Below are 15,934 nucleotides of genomic sequence, written 5' to 3' on the forward strand. Positions count from 1 at the left end.
AACCCACACACACGCAAAACCGGTAGCTGCAAAAGCCAAAATCCAGCCCGATCAGACCAAGCATTCCGACAAATGTCATCAAAATCGAAAAGGACGCGACTTTTGCAGCAGCCTGTTAAGTCTTTGTTTTGATGCATGTCGTTGTCCCAGAACCGCTGCACACTTCTGGGCGACATGCATTATCTGGTTGGCCCCGCGCACGCCAGGCTGCTGCTGTTCGTCAGAACCCGGTGCTGACGCTGTCGAAACCGCCGGTGCTGCCGGTGTCAAGGCCGCCGGTGCTGCCGGTGTCAGAGCCGCTGGTGCTGCCGGAGTCAGAGCCGCTGGTGGAGTTGCTGCTGCCGCCTTTGGGCTCGGGATGATCGCCGTCAGTGCCGCGCCAAGGCACCGGTCCGGTATCGTTCTGTATCGGCTTGACCGGTGTCCCGAAGACCGTTGGCGTGGGTATGCGGACGACCTTTATCTTCGTGACTATTTTTCGGACGATCTTCGGCTTGCACACCGCGACCGTCTGGGTACTGCGCCCGGCAAGACCGAGAATGCTCATCGAATAGACGTTCTGCCGCTCGATGCCGGCCTTGAGGAAAGCCAAGGCTCTGGCCGGATCGGCGGGCACGCTGTTGCGGCCTTCCTTGAAGATCATGGCGAGATCGGTCATGGCATTGACATGCCCCATCGCCGCAGCCTGGAGCAACAGGTCAAGCCCCTTGCCGGTGTCTCGCTGGACGCCGATGCCATTGAACAAGGCCCGTCCCCAGGCGGCCATCGCGTAGGGATCTCCCTTGTCGGACGCCTTGGAATAGAAGCCGTTCGCTTTCGTCGTATCCATGGCCGTCCCCAGGCCGGACGAGGCGATGTAGCCGAGTTGGAAGACCGCACGGACATGTCCCTTGTCGGCAGCATCTTGAATGGCCTGCCTTGCCTCGTCGACCTTGCCGGCCGCGAGCAATGCCCGCCCTAGCTCGTAATGGAAACGGGCGACATCGGGATAGGTGTCAACCGCCGCCGCGCAAGCCTCCACCGCCCCGCCGCCAATCTCGTTCGGCAACCGGCCGGGGACAACGCCTTGCAGGTCGAGCGGCTCGCCGGCGGCCTGGTCGCAGGGATCGACGCTTGGCGACAGCTTCATCGTCGCTCGCTTGGAGGTGCCGCCGCCGCCGATTTGAAAGCCGATTTCGACGGGAGCCGCCGCGCCGATCTGCGGTTCGTAGCGCAAATCATTGACTTCAGCGGCCATCAGGTCCGATTGCGGCGACAGGACGCGATCCGGCAGCGACAACGTCCCGGTTGCCGGGTAGTTCGCCAGCTTGAGGATGATCGAGGCATCGCTGGCTGCGAGACCAAGTTTCAGCGGAACCGGGCCGACGCCGACCGGGACGCTGATGTCGTGGTCTTCGATCGCCTTGGCGGCGGTGGCGATGCGGATTCCGCGTTCGGTCAACCCCTGTTGCTGCTGTCCGTCGGACGGGGCGATGACTTGCCGAGCCTCGGTGTTCGCACCGCGCATCAGCACCACGTCGTCAATCAGCGAGGAGTTTTCCCACGGCACCTGCTTGCCGTTGGTCGCCTTGACCACATCGCGGCGCACGGCCGCCATGATCGAGCGGATTTCCTGGTTTGGCGCCAGCGCGCGGCGGGAGAAGGCGGACGAAAACGGGCTGAGGTCGCCGCTGCCGTCATAGGCGACGGCGCCGGGCTCGGTGGCGAAGGCGATCAGCGTGTTCTGCGAGCCCGTCACTTGCGCAAGACCGGTGCCGCCGGCGACGATCATTTGATCGCGCAGCCAATAGTCCTTGCGCGGGAAAGGATTGTTGCGGCAGGCATCGAGGATGATCACCTGGATCTTCGATTTCGAGCGCAACTGCTGCAGAACGTCGTTGACCTTGATCGCCTGAACTTCCATGTCGGCCGGGTCCTTCAGCGACGCATCGACCGGGATAAGGAAATTCTCACCGCCGATCTGAAAGCCGTGACCGGAATAGTAGACGACCGCCAGATCGGCCCCGTCTGCTGCCGCGAGATAGTCGCGGAACTGCTCTTCGAACTGAAGCCTGGTCAGATCCTTCCCGGTGAACACCTCGAAGCCGGCCAGCCGGAATGTCTTCGACACATCCTCGGCGTCCTTGTCTGGGTTTTTGAGAGCCGGGATTTCGCGGTATTCCGAATTGCCGATGACGAGGGCGACCCTTCGATCCGCCCGGGCGTCCATCGTCATAAAGGCCACGAGAACCAGGGCCGCAAGGAGCACGCAGCATCGCAGCATGGCAAATCCCCCATCCGTTAGATTCTGGAGGCTTCAAGAAGGCCAATTGCGATGCAATGGTCTGTTAAAGACCTCACAATCCGTAACTATGGATGAAGGAAAATTGCCGCGATAGCGATATTTTCTTATTTACTAAATTTCTTAAAATCGAATTCGAGCGCTGTATCAGGCGGCTTCCGCGAGAAATTCAGGGTTCTGCTTCACCAGCGCCAGCTTCAGTTTTTCCATGGCGCGGGCTTCGATCTGGCGGACACGCTCCTTGGAGATGCCGAGCTGCTCCCCAAGCGATTCCAGCGTGGCGCCGTCATCGCTCAGCCGGCGCTCCTCGATGATCCGGAGCTCGCGGGCGTTGAGTGCGCTGAGCGCGCTCCTCAGCCAGACGGCGCGGCGCTGGACATCGATCCTTTCGCCGACGATCTCGTCGGGAAGCGGGTCTTCGGAGACCAGGAAATCCATCCGCTCGGCGGCACCGTTCTCGTCGGCCAAAGGTGCGTTGAGCGAGCTGTCGGGAGAGGACAGGCGCGAATCCATCATCGCCACGTCGGCTTCCGGCACGCCGAGCGCCACCGAGACCTCGTGGTAGAGCGAGGCATTGGAGATGGGCTCGGCGCCGTTGGCGAGGCGGGCGCGCAAACGCCTGAGATTGAAGAACAGCGCCTTCTGCGCCGAACTGGTGCCGCCGCGCACGATCGACCAGTTGCGCAGGATGTAATCCTGCATCGAGGCGCGGATCCACCAGGTGGCGTAGGTGGAGAAGCGCACTTCGCGCGCGGGCTCGAAACGGGCCGCCGCCTCGAGCAGGCCGACATGGCCCTCCTGGATCAGGTCGCCGAGCGGCAGGCCGTAGTGGCGGAATTTCGAAGCCATTGAGATGACCAGGCGCATATGGGCGACGGTGATCCTGTGCAGCGCTTGCTGGTCGTTCTCTTCCTTCCAGCGCAGGGCAAGGACATGCTCCTCGTCGCGCTCGAGATAGGGAGCCCTCATTGCCGCGCGGACCAGTGTCCGTCCTGCCGCGTCCTCGATCATGCCGGCTCCCTTTGGCGGTGATTGCGATGGTGGCGGTTGAAAAGGCGCCGCCGTGCCCTACAACAGCCATGCAACGTGTCAGGCGCATGGATGGTTCCGCCGCCCGTGGGGGCAAATGTTGCCAGCGGGAACATTTTGTTATCGGGCCCGGAAAGCCGCTTGGCGGATTACCGGATGATTTTGAGCATCAGATTTCTGGCAGAGCCGATTTTTGAAATCTGGTTCCTTAGTTCCCAACCTTCTATCTGTCAGTTTCCGGCTCTCACAATCGAGCCGGGGCACCGGTCAAAACGGGATCACAGAAAAATGAAATGGCTTAAATCGCTCCTTGTCGCCGGAACGCTGCAGGTTCTGGCGGTCACCGCCGGCCATGCCGGCGCCAATCTCGACCAGATCAAGCAGGCCGGCGTGCTCAAGGTCGGCACGGAAGGCACCTACGCGCCCTTCACATATCACGACGAATCCAACGCCCTGGTCGGGTTCGATGTCGAGATCGCCAAAGCCATCGGCGACAAGCTCGGCGTCAAGGTCGAGTTCCTCGAAGGCAAGTGGGATGGCCTGATCGCCGGCCTCGACGCCAACCGCTACGACGCCGTCATCAACGAGGTCGGCATCACCGATGCCCGCAAGGCGAAGTATGATTTCTCCGATCCCTACATCGCCTCGAAGGCCGTGCTGATCGTGCGCGGCGACAACACCGACATCAAGACCTTCGCCGACCTCAAGGGCAAGAAGTCGGCGCAGTCGCTGACCTCGAATTTCGGCAAGCTCGCCGAAACCAACGGCGCCGAACTGGTCGGCACCGACGGCTTTGACCAGTCGATCCAGCTTCTGCTCACCGGCCGCGCCGATGCCACCATCAACGACAGCCTGTCCTTCCTCGACTTCAAGAAGCACAAGCCCGACGCCAATGTGAAGATCGCCGCGCAGGAAGAGAACGCCGACTACTCCGGTGTCATCGTGCGCAAGGGCGATCCGGAACTGGTCGCGGCCATCAACAAGGCGCTGGCCGACATCAAGGCCGACGGCACCTACAAGAAGATCGCAGACACTTATTTCGGCCAGGACGTTTCCAAGTAACCACCGTTCTTTTGTTCGATACCGGCGGGCCGTCTTTGACGGCCCGCCATTTGTTGCGTGACATTCATCGGGGCCGTCTTTGACGGCCCGCCGGTCCTTGCATGATAGTCATTCCGTACGGGGGAGGTGCCGCCGTATCTGGAAAGGAGAAGCGCTCCGTGCCGCACTGGCTGCAATTGATGCTGGAATCGTTGCCGACGCTGTTGTGGGCGGCGCTGATCTTCACCGTACCGCTGACGCTCTTGTCCTTCGCGCTTGGGCTGATCGCCGGGCTGGTGACGGCGCTGATCCGGCTGTTCGGTCCGAAGCCGCTGGTCGCGCTGGTGCGCTTCTATGTCTGGATTTTTCGCGGCACGCCGCTGCTCGTTCAGTTGTTCCTGATCTTCTACGGCCTGCCTTCGGTCGGCATCCTGCTCAATGCCTTTCCCGCGGCGCTGATCGGCTTCACGCTCAACATCGGCGCCTATACGTCGGAGATCATCCGCGCCGTCATCGGCTCGGTGCCGAAGGGCCAATGGGAGGCCTCCTATTCGATCGGCATGACCTGGAGCCAGGCGATGCGGCGCACGATCCTTCCGCAAGCGGGCCGCGTCGCGGTGCCGCCGCTCTCCAACACATTCATCTCGCTGGTCAAGGACACGTCGCTGGCGGCCGCGATCACGGTGCCCGAGATGTTCCAGGCCGCGCAGCGCATCGTCGCCACCACCTATGAGCCGCTGATCCTCTATGTCGAGGCGGCGGCGCTTTATCTGGCGCTGAGCTCGGTGCTGTCGGCGCTGCAGGCGCGGCTGGAGGTGCGGCTCAACCGCTATGGCGGATTCCTGGAGGCCAACGCATGATCGGCCTCACTGCCATCGAAAAGCGCTTCGGCGACAATCTCGTGCTGAAGGGCGTCACCGTCAGCCTCGACGAAGGCAGCGTGACGGCGCTGGTCGGCCCATCGGGCGGCGGAAAAAGCACGCTGCTGCGCTGCATCAACCTGCTTGAAATCCCGACGTCAGGTGCCTTGCGCATCGGCGATGAAGCACTGGAATTCCATCCGGGCGGAAAAGTGCCGGCCAAGGAAATCCAGCGCATACGCCTGCAGACCGGCATGGTGTTTCAGAATTTCCAGCTCTTCCCGCATCGCACGGCGATCGAGAATGTCATGGAAGGGCTGGTGACGGTGCTGAAATGGCCTGAGCCAAGGGCGCGCGAGCGGGCGATGACGCTGCTCGAAAAGGTCGGCATGGCGCATAAGGCCGATGCCTGGCCGTCGACGCTGTCGGGCGGTCAGCAGCAGCGCGTGGCGATCGCCAGGGCGCTGGCGCCGTCGCCGCGCGTGCTGCTGTGCGACGAGCCGACCTCGGCGCTCGATCCGGAATTGGCGCAGGAAGTGGTCGACGTGCTTGGGCAGCTTGCCCGCGAGGGCACGACCATGGTGATGGCCACGCATGATCTGCGGCTCGCCTCCAAGATCGCGCAGGAAGTCGTCTTCCTCGATGCCGGCGCGATCGTCGAGAAAGGTCCGGCTTCGGTCGTGTTCGACAATCCGGAGCGCGAGCGGACCAAACGCTTCATCGCTTCGTTGCGGCAGGAGGAGGCACAGAAGGAATCTGGCGGCTGAGCTCCCTGCCTCCCCCTTGTGGGGAGGTCGGACCGAAGGTCCGGGCGGGGGTCCGCGCCGTAGCCTCGCCCCTGCTTCGCAGCGACTTGCCGGGGCGAGCCACGGGCCTCGCCCGTCCAGCCGGAAAAGCTGCCTATGTGTCAGCGGATCGGGATCTTTCATCCGCTCCAAAGAGAGTCCCGGGATAAGATTGGTTTCTCTGGGGCCCGGCTTCTCCGTCATCTCCAGACAGGTGACGGCATTTGCAAGCTTCCCCTTTGGGGACCAAGGAATATCCCATGGGCAAATGTGGATTGGAGTCATTCGATGTTTCAACAGTTTCCATAGCTATCAACCGGTTGAGATCCGCTGCGCCTCCCCTCGATTTCATGCATCGCAGGAACCGCTGACTTGCGCGAGGAATTTATAGTTAGAGATTGCGCGACAACTCGCGCTGAAGAAAGTCATACAGACATTGCGTTGCGGCCGGTGTCGATGCGGGACTGCGCAATACACTCATCTCCAATTCTCGAATGGACGGAAGCCCGTCGTACCCGCCGATTGTGCGCAGCGAGGGCGGGACGCTGCATCGCGGAAGACCGGCGATGGCAAGACCGGCTTCCACAACAGCGATCAGTCCTGAAAGGCTCGCGCTCGAATAAGCCACACGGTAGGACCGGTTCGCACCTTTGAGCGCTTCCAGAACATGTGCGTGTGCGGGTCCGCAGCCGGCCTCGAACAGCGCAATAGGGAGCGGATCGAGCTCCCAGGTTACGTGATTGGGTGAGGCTACCCAGACTAAGGGCTCTCGCCGCTGAACCGGGAACGTCTCGCCCGGCAGTCGCGTGACAATCGCCAAGTCAATTCGCCCGTTCTGCACGGCGGGGATGAGCTGGCGCGATGCTTCACAGATCAGCTCCACCGCGACCAGCGGATGCTCGGCTGCAAATTGCGCGAGCACCGGCGGCAGAAAATGGGCCACATAGTCCTCCGGTACACCAAGACGCACCGAACCGATCTCCTCTGGCCGAGCGATCGCCGCTCTGGCCGCGTCACTCAATCGCAGCATTTTCCTCGCATAGGCCAACAGCTCCTCGCCAGCGGCATTCGGCCTTGCAGCCTGGGGACGACGCATGAGGAGCTCCCGGCCTACCGACTGTTCCAGACGCTGTATCTGCATGCTCACCGCGGATTGGCTGCGGCCTACCAGCGGTGCGGCATTCGACAAGCTGCCGCTCTCGACGACGGCAACAAAGGTTCTCAGCAGTTCGAGATCAAGTGGAACGGACATATCATCATCAGCATATCGAATACCGGAGCTCAAATATATTCATTTCTCTGAACTCACCTCATCTGCCACATTGATTTCTCCAGCCATGGATATTTTGAAGGCCGATTGATTTTGTCAGCCACATCGTCACCTGTTTCGCTGTCCGAGGACACTGACTCTCCAACCGGATGGCGGGTCGTCGGGGGAGCCCACGCACTGACAGCCGTAACCTTCGGGTCAGCCTATGCTTTCTCGGCTGTGTTTCCCGGTCTTTCCGAGGAATTCGCGGCATCGCGGGGCGAGATCGCGCTTGTCTTCTCGATCTCGGCTTTTGTGTTCTATTCGCTGGGGGCGATCGCCGGCCCCCTTGCTGATCGCTACTCGTCTCGTGCGGTCATAGCGACCGGTTTGATAGCAATGATCATCGGCTATGTCGGAGCCAGCCAGGCAAAGTCGCTGGACTCGCTCTACGTTTGGTATGGTGCCGGCGTGGGACTTGGGATCGGCCTTTCTTATGTTCCCGCGCTGGGGGCCGTGCAATCCTGGTTTGTCCTCAAGCGAAGCCGCGCTTCCGGTATTGCTACGGCTGGCCTCGGTCTTGGCACGCTGCTGTTGCCATTTACAATCGGCCGCCTTGTCCCCGGGCTTGGTTGGCGCGGATGTTTTATCAGTTTGGCGGTTGTCATTGCCGTCATCGGTTTGCCGGCCGCGATGCTAGTGCGCAAGCGCCTGGATGCCAACAGTCCCTCAGAGCCGCAATCCGTCTCCCGGCCCGGCCCTTTCACAGTCTGGCGCGACAGCCAATTCCGTCTATTCTTCCTTATGTTGGTCCTGGCGTCGTTCTGTACCTTCATTCCCTACGTGCATATCGTCCCGGCCGCGCACGATATGGGTCTGTCGCTCGAAAGCGGTACAATCCTTATCGCACTCATTGGCATCGGAAATATCTTTGGGCGCTTCGTGCTGGCGGGCTTGGGTGACCGCATTGGTTCCTTGCGCCTTTTGGCAATCCTTACCTTTGCCGTTGCTTGCTCCTTCCTCTTGTGGTCCGTTGCCAGCGGCTTGGCCATGCTGGTGCTTTTCGCCCTGTCGTTCGGCATGAGCTATGGCGGTTGCGTCGGACTTTATCCGGCCGTTGCCGCCGATCTCTTCGGCACCCGTCATATCGGAACGATACTGGGTTATCTCTACACGGCTGTTGGCCTTGCTGCATTGCTGGGGCCAACAATGGCGGGGCTCGTCTTCGATAAAACCGGTAGCTATCTTGGCCCCATACTGTTCAGCATGGTTGCCGCTCTTGCTGCCAGTTTCCTGACACTGCGACTGCGACAGAAATAGAAAATGCCGCAATGTGCTACGGCGGCCAGATTGAACCTCGTCGTCCGGCTTATGATCGATGAAATCAATGTCGAAAGGAGCTTGTTTGGCCGGCAAACGCGGTGTTCGGAATACCCACGCTCATCTTTGAGCTTCGCGGCCGTCCGGTGTTCGTCGTCCGTTCTACCTTAGCGCAGGATTTTATACCGCTCTTGTCCCGGCCCCTATGTCGAGGCGGCGGCGCTTTATCTCGCGCTGAGCTCGGTGCTGTCGGCGCTGCAGGCGCGGCTGGAGGTGCGGCTCAACCGCTATGGCGGATTCCTGGAGGCCAACGCATGATCGGCCTCACCGCCATCGAAAAGCGCTTCGGCGACAATCTGGTGCTGAAGGGCGTCACCGTCAGCCTCGACGAAGGCAGCGTGACGGCGCTGGTCGGCCCATCGGGCGGGGGAAAAAGCACGCTGCTGCGTTGCATCAACCTACTGGAGATTCCGACTTCCGGCAGCTTGCGCATCGGCGACGAGACGATTGCGTTCCATCCGGGCGGCAAGGTGCCGGCCAAGGAAATCCAGCGCATCCGCCTGCAGACCGGCATGGTGTTCCAGAACTTCCAGCTCTTCCCGCATCGCACGGCGATCGAGAATGTCATGGAAGGGCTGGTGACGGTGCTGAAATGGCCTGAGCCAAGGGCGCGCGAGCGGGCGATGGCGCTGCTCGAAAAGGTCGGCATGGCGCATAAGGCCGATGCCTGGCCGTCGACGCTGTCGGGCGGTCAGCAGCAGCGCGTGGCGATCGCCAGGGCGCTGGCGCCGTCGCCGCGCGTGCTGCTGTGCGACGAGCCGACCTCGGCGCTCGATCCGGAACTGGCGCAGGAAGTGGTCGACGTGCTCGGGCAGCTTGCCCGCGAGGGCACGACCATGGTGATGGCCACGCATGATCTCAGGCTCGCCTCCAAGATCGCGCAGGAGGTCGTCTTCCTCGATGCCGGCGCGATCGTCGAGAAAGGTCCGGCTTCGGTCCTGTTCGACAATCCGGAGCGCGAGCGGACCAAACGCTTCATCGCTTCGTTGCGGCAGGAGGAGGCACAGAAGGAATCTGGCGGCTGAGCTCCCTAAAGCGCGTCGCGCTGAGCCGGATTCAGGCGACGCGCTTTAAGTCTTTGGTTTGATGCATGCCGTTGTCCCAGAACCGCTGCACACTTCTGGGCGACATGCAGTAGCTCCCCCTTGTGGGGAGATCGGACCGAAGGTCCGGGTGGGGGTCCGCGCGGCCGCTTCACAGCAAGCCAGAAACAAAAAACCCGGCGCGAGGCCGGGTTTTTCATACTCCTGGAGCGAAAAAGCTCAGGCAGCTTCTTCCTGTTCAGACTCTTCGTTGTCGGCCTTGGCGCCGCGCTTCGGACCCTTGTTGAGGTTGACCTCGATGAGGCGCACCGCCTCGGTTTCCGACATGCGGTTCACCGCGGCGATCTCGCGGGCCATGCGATCGAGCGCGGCTTCATACAGCTGACGCTCGGAATAGGACTGCTCCGGCTGGTTGTCGGCGCGATAGAGGTCGCGCACCACTTCCGAGATGGAGATCAGGTCGCCGGAATTGATCTTGGCATCATATTCCTGCGCGCGGCGCGACCACATGGTGCGCTTGATGCGGGCGCGGCCCTGCACGACCTTCAGCGCGCGGTCGACATAGTCCTCTTCCGACAGCTTGCGCATGCCGATCGAGGTAGCCTTGGCGACCGGCACTTTCAGACGCATCTTGTCCTTCTGGAAATCGATGACGAACAGTTCCAGCTTGTGACCTGCAACTTCCTGCTCGTCGATCGCCACGATCTGGCCGACGCCATGCGCGGGGTAGACGATGAACTCGCCGGTCTTGAACCCGTGGCGGGCTGCGGTGGACTTCTTCTGCGGGGTGATCGTTGCCATTACGCCCTGAACTCCTTGGTTGTAGCGCCGGCATGGCGGCGCCGGCTGAACTCGTGTGACCGGCGGTAGCCGATCATTAGCCGCACAACAGGCGAACCCACCGGAAAAAGCCGAGACCAGCAAAGCGCACGAATGCGGCCGCCTGTCCCAGATCGCTCTGGTTCGGGTTTGAGAAGCTCACCTTTCAGTGATTTGGGGCGTTAGCGCCATAAATCGACGTTGTGTCACCGGCATGTTTGGCTGATGTAACACAAAAAGTCGGAAGAATCAAGGTTTTGCTGCGTTCGCTAACGCCAAGCGAGACCGCTGCCTGTCAAGACAGTATTTGTATCGGCCCCATTACGCCGCGTCATGCCGGCGTTGCCAACGCCTGCATTAATCGCCTTCGCCGGGCTCCGCCGAGAAATATTTCTCGAACTTTCCGGTCTCACCGTCGAAGGCCTTGGCGTCCGCCGGCGGCTCTTTCTTGGCGGTGATATTGGGCCATTTCTCGGCGTATTCGGAGTTGACCTGCAACCATTTGTCGAGGCCGCCCTCGGTGTCCGGCTTGATCGCGTCGGCCGGGCATTCGGGCTCGCACACGCCGCAGTCGATGCACTCGTCGGGATGGATGACGAGCATGTTCTCGCCCTCGTAGAAACAGTCGACCGGACAGACCTCGATGCAGTCCATGTATTTGCACTTGATGCAATTGTCGGTCACGACATAGGTCATTGCAGGCTCCGGAACGTCCCATTTTGTTGGGCTTTTTGGCTGAGGTAACGCCTTTGCCCGCCGCTTGCAAGGGCAGGACTTGCTGCCCGAGCCGCAGTGGCGGAATGGATTTCCAGCTTTGGAGCGGTTCAGCAATTCATAAAAATCGCCGGCCTGCTCGTCCTCGCAATGGCTGCGGCGAAGTCGCCGAACCTAACCGCCGCGAACTTTCCTGGAATTGCTCCGGACGCGCCGGCATCCGGCTATGTCTCAGTCGTCGCCGAGCAGCCGGTCGGTCTGCCGGCGCTCGCGTTTGGTCGGGCGGCCGCTGCCGGCCTCGCGCAAGGCCGGAATGGCATCCGGGACAGCCTCGCCTTTGGGTGTCGGTGCCGGCGACATGTCCTCGTAAAGCAGGCGCGCCTCGTCGGCCGGGCCGCGCCGCGTGCCGCAGTTCAGCACTTTCCAGACCAGGATACGGCCCTCGAGCGTGATGGTCAGCACGTCGCCTGGCTTCACCAAATCCGAGGCCTGCGCTGCTTTGTCGCGATTGATACGGACGTGTCCGGCGACGACGACCTTTGCCGCCAGGGACCGCGACTTCAGCGCGCGCGAGAAGAACAGCCATTTGTCGATGCGCTGGCGGCCTTCTCCAACCATCGGGGCTAGCTTTGTCGGAGCATGATCTTATCCGAAAACCGGTTCCCACTTTTCGGGATCATGCTCTAGCCTATTTCTTCAGCTGGTCGCGCAAGGCGGCGAGCTTGGCGAAGGGCGAGTCCGGATCGAAGCGCTGCGGGCGTTCTTCGCGCGGCTTGCCCTGGAAGGCCGGCTTGCCGCCCGGAGCGTTGCCCTTGCCGTCCTGCCTGTTGCCCTTCCAGTCGGGCCGGCCCTCGCGGCGGCCCCCTTCGTGGCGATCCGGGCGCTCGCCTTGCGGCCTGCCTTCGCGCCGTTCACCACCCTCGCGCCGGTCGCCCGTCTCCGGCCTCGGCTTGAACTTCGAGCGGTCGAAGCGCGGCTTGCCGGCGCCGTCGCGCTGCTCGCGGCGGCCTTCGTGGGCGGCCTTGTCGCCAGGCTGGCCGGCTGCGGCGCCCGCCTCGCGTGCGGGCTGGCCACCGCGCGGGCGACTGTCACGACGGTTGTCCTGGCGGTGGCGCGGACGCTGATGGTCGAAACGCGCCTGGCGCCACAGGAGGACCGGTTTCGGCTCTTCGGGTTCGACTGCCGACGCGTCGGCTTCACCCTCCCCCTCGTGGGGAGGGTCGGCGCGCAGTGCCGTTGCGGGGCGCGCGCCAGCGGTACCAGTATCTGCATCGTCGGCGCCGTCACCCCCACCCGCGCCGCTTCGCGCCGCGACCTCCCCCATCGAGGGGGAGGCAAGGGCTTCGGCGCTTTCGGTCGACTCGGGCGCTGCCGCAGTGTCCACCGCTGCGGTGTCCTCCACAGGGTGGGCTTCTTCCGCGGCCTCGGCCGGAGCTTCTGCCGGCTCTCCCGCGACAGGTTCCGCTGCCACTTCCGTGATGGCTTCGGCAGCAACTTCGGCGGCGGTCTCGACAGCGGCAGCCGGTTCCGAACCCTCGACCGGTGCCACCGCGACCGCGTCCGTTGCGGCAGCTTCCGCCGCCTGCGCGGCGCGGGCTGCCTCTTCCGCCGCAAGCTTCGCCGCGGCCGCTTCGCGGGCGGCATTGTCCTGCGCTTCGAGTTTCGCCTTCACTTCGGCGGCCGGCTTTGCCTCGGAGCGGTAGCCGAGGCCTTTCAGGATCTCTTCCATATCGTCGGCGGTGGCGCCGAGGATCGACATCATCGGCGGCGTCACCATGAAGGCGTGGCCGTCATAGGCGCCGTCGGGGCGCTGGCCGAGGCCGGGCTTCCAGTTGGTCGCCGGGCGGATAAGGTCGGCAAGCCGCTCGAGGATATCGATGCGCACGGCGCGGCGGCCGAGATTGCGATAGCCGGCGAGCTTGTAGAAGGTCTTGTCGAAGGCCGGGTCGATGACCACCGAGGTGCGGCCGGAGGCCAGCGCATGCACCACATCGCCAAAGCCCGGCTTGTCCTTGCCGTCGTTCCTCAACGCCCAGAGCAGCGTCACCAGGCCAGCCGGCGCCGGCTTGATGAGCGCCGGCACGAAGACATGGTAGGCGCCGAAGCGCACGCCGAGGCGGCGCAGTGCTGCGCGGCCTTCCTGGTCGAGCGACTTCATCTCCTCCGCGATGTCGCGGCGATTGATCAGGCCGAAATGCTCAACCAGCTGGAAGGCGATGCCGCGCGCGATGCCGGTGAGCTGGTCGGCATTCTTCAAATCGACCAGCGGCTTCAACAGTGACTCGATCTGGAAATTGACGAAACGCTCGGCGCGCGCCGCGACCTTGTCGCGGCCAGGGCCAGTCAGCTGTTCGTCGGCAAGCAGGACCAGACGCGGCTTCAGCGCCTCGTCGCCGGCCACCAGCGTGCCGATCGGCGCGCCGATCCAGCGCAAGACGCCGTCGGAGCCCAAAGCCAGATCGCCGTTGGCGCACGCGGCAAAACGTTCGGCGCGCGCCTCGAACTCGGCCGCAAGCGCCTTCTGCGCGGCGGTGCGCACCGCCTTGGCGTCCTCGCCGCCGGCGCTTTGGTCGGCGGTGAAGCGGAAACCCTGCAACTCGCCGACATGATGGCCTTCGACGAGGACGGTTCCGGTTGGGCTGATTTCGGCTTCAGGCATGGTATTTTCTCTAAGGCGCCGCATGAGGACGGAAGTCCTGCGGTCTACAAAGCGTTTCGTCAACCGCTCATGCAGCGCATCCGACAATCTGTCTTCGATTTCGCGCGTCTTTTCCTGCCAGTGTAGCTGATCGGCCAGCCAGCCAGGGCGATTGGAGACGAAAGTCCAGGTGCGGATCTGCGCGATCCGATGCGAGAGCGTGTCGATATCGCCCTCCGTCGTGTCGGCGCGCCGCACCTGCTCGGCCATGTAATTCTCATCGACATGGCCATGGCGGGCAAGGTCCGTATAGATCGAGGCGATGAGGTCGGCATGCTGGGCCGGCGCGATCTTGCGGTAGTCCGGCAGGGCGCAGGCTTCCCAGAGCAGCGCGACGCGCTCCTTGCCGGAGGCGAGGGCGCGGATATCGCCGTCGCGCGACAGATGTTCCAGCGCCTGCGCGTCGACAGCCGGCAGCGCGCGGGTCAGCCCTTCGACCGGCGCATTGGTCTCGATCGAGCGCTTCAGCGCATCGAGGCTGGAAAAGTCAAAATCGGCGGTGCGCCACTGCAGCACCTTCACCGGGTCGAAGTCGTGCGCCTCGATCTTCCTGACCAAATCCTCGTCGAACGGATCGACCTGGCCGGTGACGCCGAATGTGCCGTCGCGCAGATGCCGGCCGGCGCGGCCGGCGATCTGGCCGAGCTCGGCCGCGGTCAGGTTGCGATACTGATAGCCATCGAACTTGCGGTTCTGGGCGAAGGCGACATGATCGAGGTCGAGGTTCAGCCCCATGCCGATGGCGTCGGTGGCGATGAGATAGTCGACGTCTCCGGACTGGAAAATCTCCACCTGCGCGTTGCGGGTGCGCGGCGAGAGCGCGCCGAGCACGACGGCGGCGCCGCCCTGCTGGCGGCGGATCAGCTCGGCGATGGCATAGACCTCGTCGGCGGAAAAGGCGACGATCGCCGTGCGCCGCGGGAGCCGGGTGAGCTTCTTCGAGCCGGCATAGGCGAGATGCGAAAGCCGTGGCCGCGTCACCACCGACACGCCCTTCAGCAGCTTCTGCAGAATGCCATGCATGGTGGCGGCGCCCAGAAGCAGCGTCTCCTGACGGCCGCGCAGATGCAGGATGCGGTCGGTGAAGATGTGGCCGCGCTCGAGATCGCCGGCGAGCTGCACCTCGTCGATGGCGACGAAGGCGGCGTCGGTTTCGCGCGGCATGGCTTCGACGGTGCAGACCGAGTATTTCGCGCCGGCCGGCTGGATCTTCTCCTCGCCGGTGATCAGCGCCACCTTGTGGGCGCCCACCTTCTCGCAGACGCGGGCATAGACCTCACGGGCGAGCAGCCGCAGTGGCAGGCCGATGATGCCGGTCTCATGCGCGACCATGCGCTCGATGGCGAGATGGGTCTTGCCGGTGTTGGTGGGGCCTAGCACGGCCGTCACGTCGCGGCCCGAAAGGATCAGCGGCTGGGAGTGTTTCGGCTGGATATTCATCGGCTCGGAAATAAGTGTTTCTGCCGCTTTTGGTCGGAGGCGCGGCGGCGCCGCCGCGTGTGACAGCCGACACATAGGGATTTAGCACGCGAAGCGAAAGCGGAATGTTCCTTTGGGGACAAGCGAGGCCAGCCGGGGACGGTCGAAATCGGCTGTTGTTAACGGCTGGAACGAGTCTGGAACGAATCAGCGACGAATCGCTGACTCGTTCTGATTCAGGTTTTGTTCACGGCTATATGTGGATTTTCTGACGATGAGTCTCACCAGATGCTGAATCGACAAACTGGCCCGATTCATGCTTGGTCCTCGCTGGACCCAGGCCGTCGTTAACCTTTGCCGGTGAACGGTCGCGGTCGACTTGGGGGTGGCCCTCAAGATTATGAAATCGTTGATTTTTCTTAATCGCTTTTAACGAATTCGGTGATGTTTGCGCCGTCTGTCGTTAACTTTTCGGCCAAAGCCAGAACGAATCGGCGACGAATCAGCGATCCGGTTATTTTCCCGGTTTGTTCACCCCTAGATATGGTGTTATCCACAGCTTGCCCACCGAAAATTCACAGCTTGCGAAGCGGGTTGCGCACAGGGCGTGGCCCGG

12 protein-coding genes and 1 pseudogene are annotated in these 15,934 nt (G+C 62.7%); 6 read left to right on the forward strand and 7 right to left on the reverse strand.

Features of this window, described 5'->3' with window-relative positions; genetic code table 11:
• Positions 1-220: 220 nt before the first annotated feature.
• Complete coding sequence (locus RFM98_RS29100) at positions 221-2,215, reverse strand: caspase family protein (protein WP_320311982.1); 1,995 nt, start codon at positions 2,213-2,215, stop codon at positions 221-223.
• Positions 2,216-2,428: 213 nt separating this feature from the next.
• Positions 2,429-3,292: an RNA polymerase factor sigma-32 gene (locus tag RFM98_RS29105; RefSeq protein WP_320311983.1), complete on the reverse strand. Its 864-nt coding sequence runs from the start codon at positions 3,290-3,292 to the stop codon at positions 2,429-2,431.
• Positions 3,293-3,598: 306 nt separating this feature from the next.
• On the opposite strand from RFM98_RS29105, the gene RFM98_RS29110 reads away from it, so the two are divergent.
• The 3 genes from RFM98_RS29110 (at position 3,599) to RFM98_RS29120 (ending at position 5,978) form a co-directional block, all read left to right on the forward strand.
• Positions 3,599-4,372 (forward strand): amino acid ABC transporter substrate-binding protein, encoded by a 774-nt coding sequence (locus RFM98_RS29110; RefSeq protein ID WP_320311984.1) that lies wholly within the window; start codon positions 3,599-3,601, stop codon positions 4,370-4,372.
• A 158-nt stretch (positions 4,373-4,530) separates the two neighbouring features.
• Positions 4,531-5,211 carry an amino acid ABC transporter permease gene (locus RFM98_RS29115; RefSeq protein ID WP_320215558.1) on the forward strand — a complete coding sequence of 227 codons (681 nt, stop codon included), beginning with the start codon at positions 4,531-4,533 and terminating at the stop codon, positions 5,209-5,211.
• Positions 5,208-5,978 (forward strand): amino acid ABC transporter ATP-binding protein, encoded by a 771-nt coding sequence (locus tag RFM98_RS29120; protein WP_320311985.1) that lies wholly within the window; start codon positions 5,208-5,210, stop codon positions 5,976-5,978. Before RFM98_RS29115 ends, RFM98_RS29120 begins: the two co-directional genes overlap by 4 nt.
• Positions 5,979-6,387: 409 nt before the next feature.
• Here the strand turns inward: RFM98_RS29120 and RFM98_RS29125 are convergent, their stop codons facing one another.
• Positions 6,388-7,248: a LysR substrate-binding domain-containing protein gene (locus tag RFM98_RS29125; RefSeq protein WP_320311986.1), complete on the reverse strand. Its 861-nt coding sequence runs from the start codon at positions 7,246-7,248 to the stop codon at positions 6,388-6,390.
• Between the two features lie 105 nt (positions 7,249-7,353).
• On the opposite strand from RFM98_RS29125, the gene RFM98_RS29130 reads away from it, so the two are divergent.
• From RFM98_RS29130 to RFM98_RS29140, 3 genes and pseudogenes are all read left to right on the forward strand, one after another.
• A complete protein-coding gene (locus RFM98_RS29130; protein WP_320311987.1) occupies positions 7,354-8,565 on the forward strand; it encodes an MFS transporter in 1,212 nt (403 codons plus the stop codon).
• A gap of 204 nt (positions 8,566-8,769) precedes the next feature.
• Positions 8,770-8,883, forward strand: a pseudogene (locus RFM98_RS29135) (cysteine ABC transporter permease); the annotation flags it as partial.
• Complete coding sequence (locus RFM98_RS29140; RefSeq protein ID WP_320311988.1) at positions 8,880-9,650, forward strand: amino acid ABC transporter ATP-binding protein; 771 nt, start codon at positions 8,880-8,882, stop codon at positions 9,648-9,650. The pseudogene RFM98_RS29135 and the gene RFM98_RS29140, both read left to right, overlap by 4 nt.
• Positions 9,651-9,887: 237 nt before the next feature.
• On the opposite strand, the gene RFM98_RS29145 is transcribed toward RFM98_RS29140, so the two are convergent.
• The 4 genes from RFM98_RS29145 to RFM98_RS29160 form a co-directional block, all read right to left on the reverse strand.
• The gene (locus tag RFM98_RS29145; protein WP_095816705.1) at positions 9,888-10,469 is read right to left on the reverse strand and encodes a CarD family transcriptional regulator; all 582 of its coding nucleotides are present in this window, start codon (positions 10,467-10,469) and stop codon (positions 9,888-9,890) included.
• A gap of 375 nt (positions 10,470-10,844) precedes the next feature.
• Complete coding sequence (gene fdxA / locus RFM98_RS29150) at positions 10,845-11,183, reverse strand: ferredoxin FdxA (RefSeq protein ID WP_320215564.1); 339 nt, start codon at positions 11,181-11,183, stop codon at positions 10,845-10,847.
• Positions 11,184-11,432: 249 nt separating this feature from the next.
• Complete coding sequence (locus RFM98_RS29155) at positions 11,433-11,819, reverse strand: RNA-binding S4 domain-containing protein (RefSeq protein WP_320311989.1); 387 nt, start codon at positions 11,817-11,819, stop codon at positions 11,433-11,435.
• Positions 11,820-11,889: 70 nt separating this feature from the next.
• Complete coding sequence (locus tag RFM98_RS29160; RefSeq protein ID WP_320311990.1) at positions 11,890-15,339, reverse strand: helicase-related protein; 3,450 nt, start codon at positions 15,337-15,339, stop codon at positions 11,890-11,892.
• Between the last annotated feature and the right edge of the window lie 595 nt (positions 15,340-15,934).

Source organism: Mesorhizobium australafricanum (assembly GCF_033977265.1).
Classification (GTDB): domain Bacteria; phylum Pseudomonadota; class Alphaproteobacteria; order Rhizobiales; family Rhizobiaceae; genus Mesorhizobium; species Mesorhizobium australafricanum.

Excerpts from the sequence above, each read along its gene's own strand:
- RFM98_RS29100 (WP_320311982.1), bottom strand. The coding sequence starts at position 2,215 with ATGACGATGGACGCCCGGGCGGATCGAAGGGTCGCCCTCGTCATCGGC.
- RFM98_RS29105 (WP_320311983.1), bottom strand. The coding sequence starts at position 3,292 with ATGATCGAGGACGCGGCAGGACGGACACTGGTCCGCGCGGCAATGAGG.
- RFM98_RS29110 (WP_320311984.1), top strand. The coding sequence starts at position 3,599 with ATGAAATGGCTTAAATCGCTCCTTGTCGCCGGAACGCTGCAGGTTCTG.
- RFM98_RS29120 (WP_320311985.1), top strand. The coding sequence starts at position 5,208 with ATGATCGGCCTCACTGCCATCGAAAAGCGCTTCGGCGACAATCTCGTG.
- RFM98_RS29125 (WP_320311986.1), bottom strand. The coding sequence starts at position 7,248 with ATGTCCGTTCCACTTGATCTCGAACTGCTGAGAACCTTTGTTGCCGTC.
- RFM98_RS29140 (WP_320311988.1), top strand. The coding sequence starts at position 8,880 with ATGATCGGCCTCACCGCCATCGAAAAGCGCTTCGGCGACAATCTGGTG.
- RFM98_RS29145 (WP_095816705.1), bottom strand. The coding sequence starts at position 10,469 with ATGGCAACGATCACCCCGCAGAAGAAGTCCACCGCAGCCCGCCACGGG.
- fdxA (WP_320215564.1), bottom strand. The coding sequence starts at position 11,183 with ATGACCTATGTCGTGACCGACAATTGCATCAAGTGCAAATACATGGAC.
- RFM98_RS29155 (WP_320311989.1), bottom strand. The coding sequence starts at position 11,819 with ATGGTTGGAGAAGGCCGCCAGCGCATCGACAAATGGCTGTTCTTCTCG.
- RFM98_RS29160 (WP_320311990.1), bottom strand. The coding sequence starts at position 15,339 with ATGAATATCCAGCCGAAACACTCCCAGCCGCTGATCCTTTCGGGCCGC.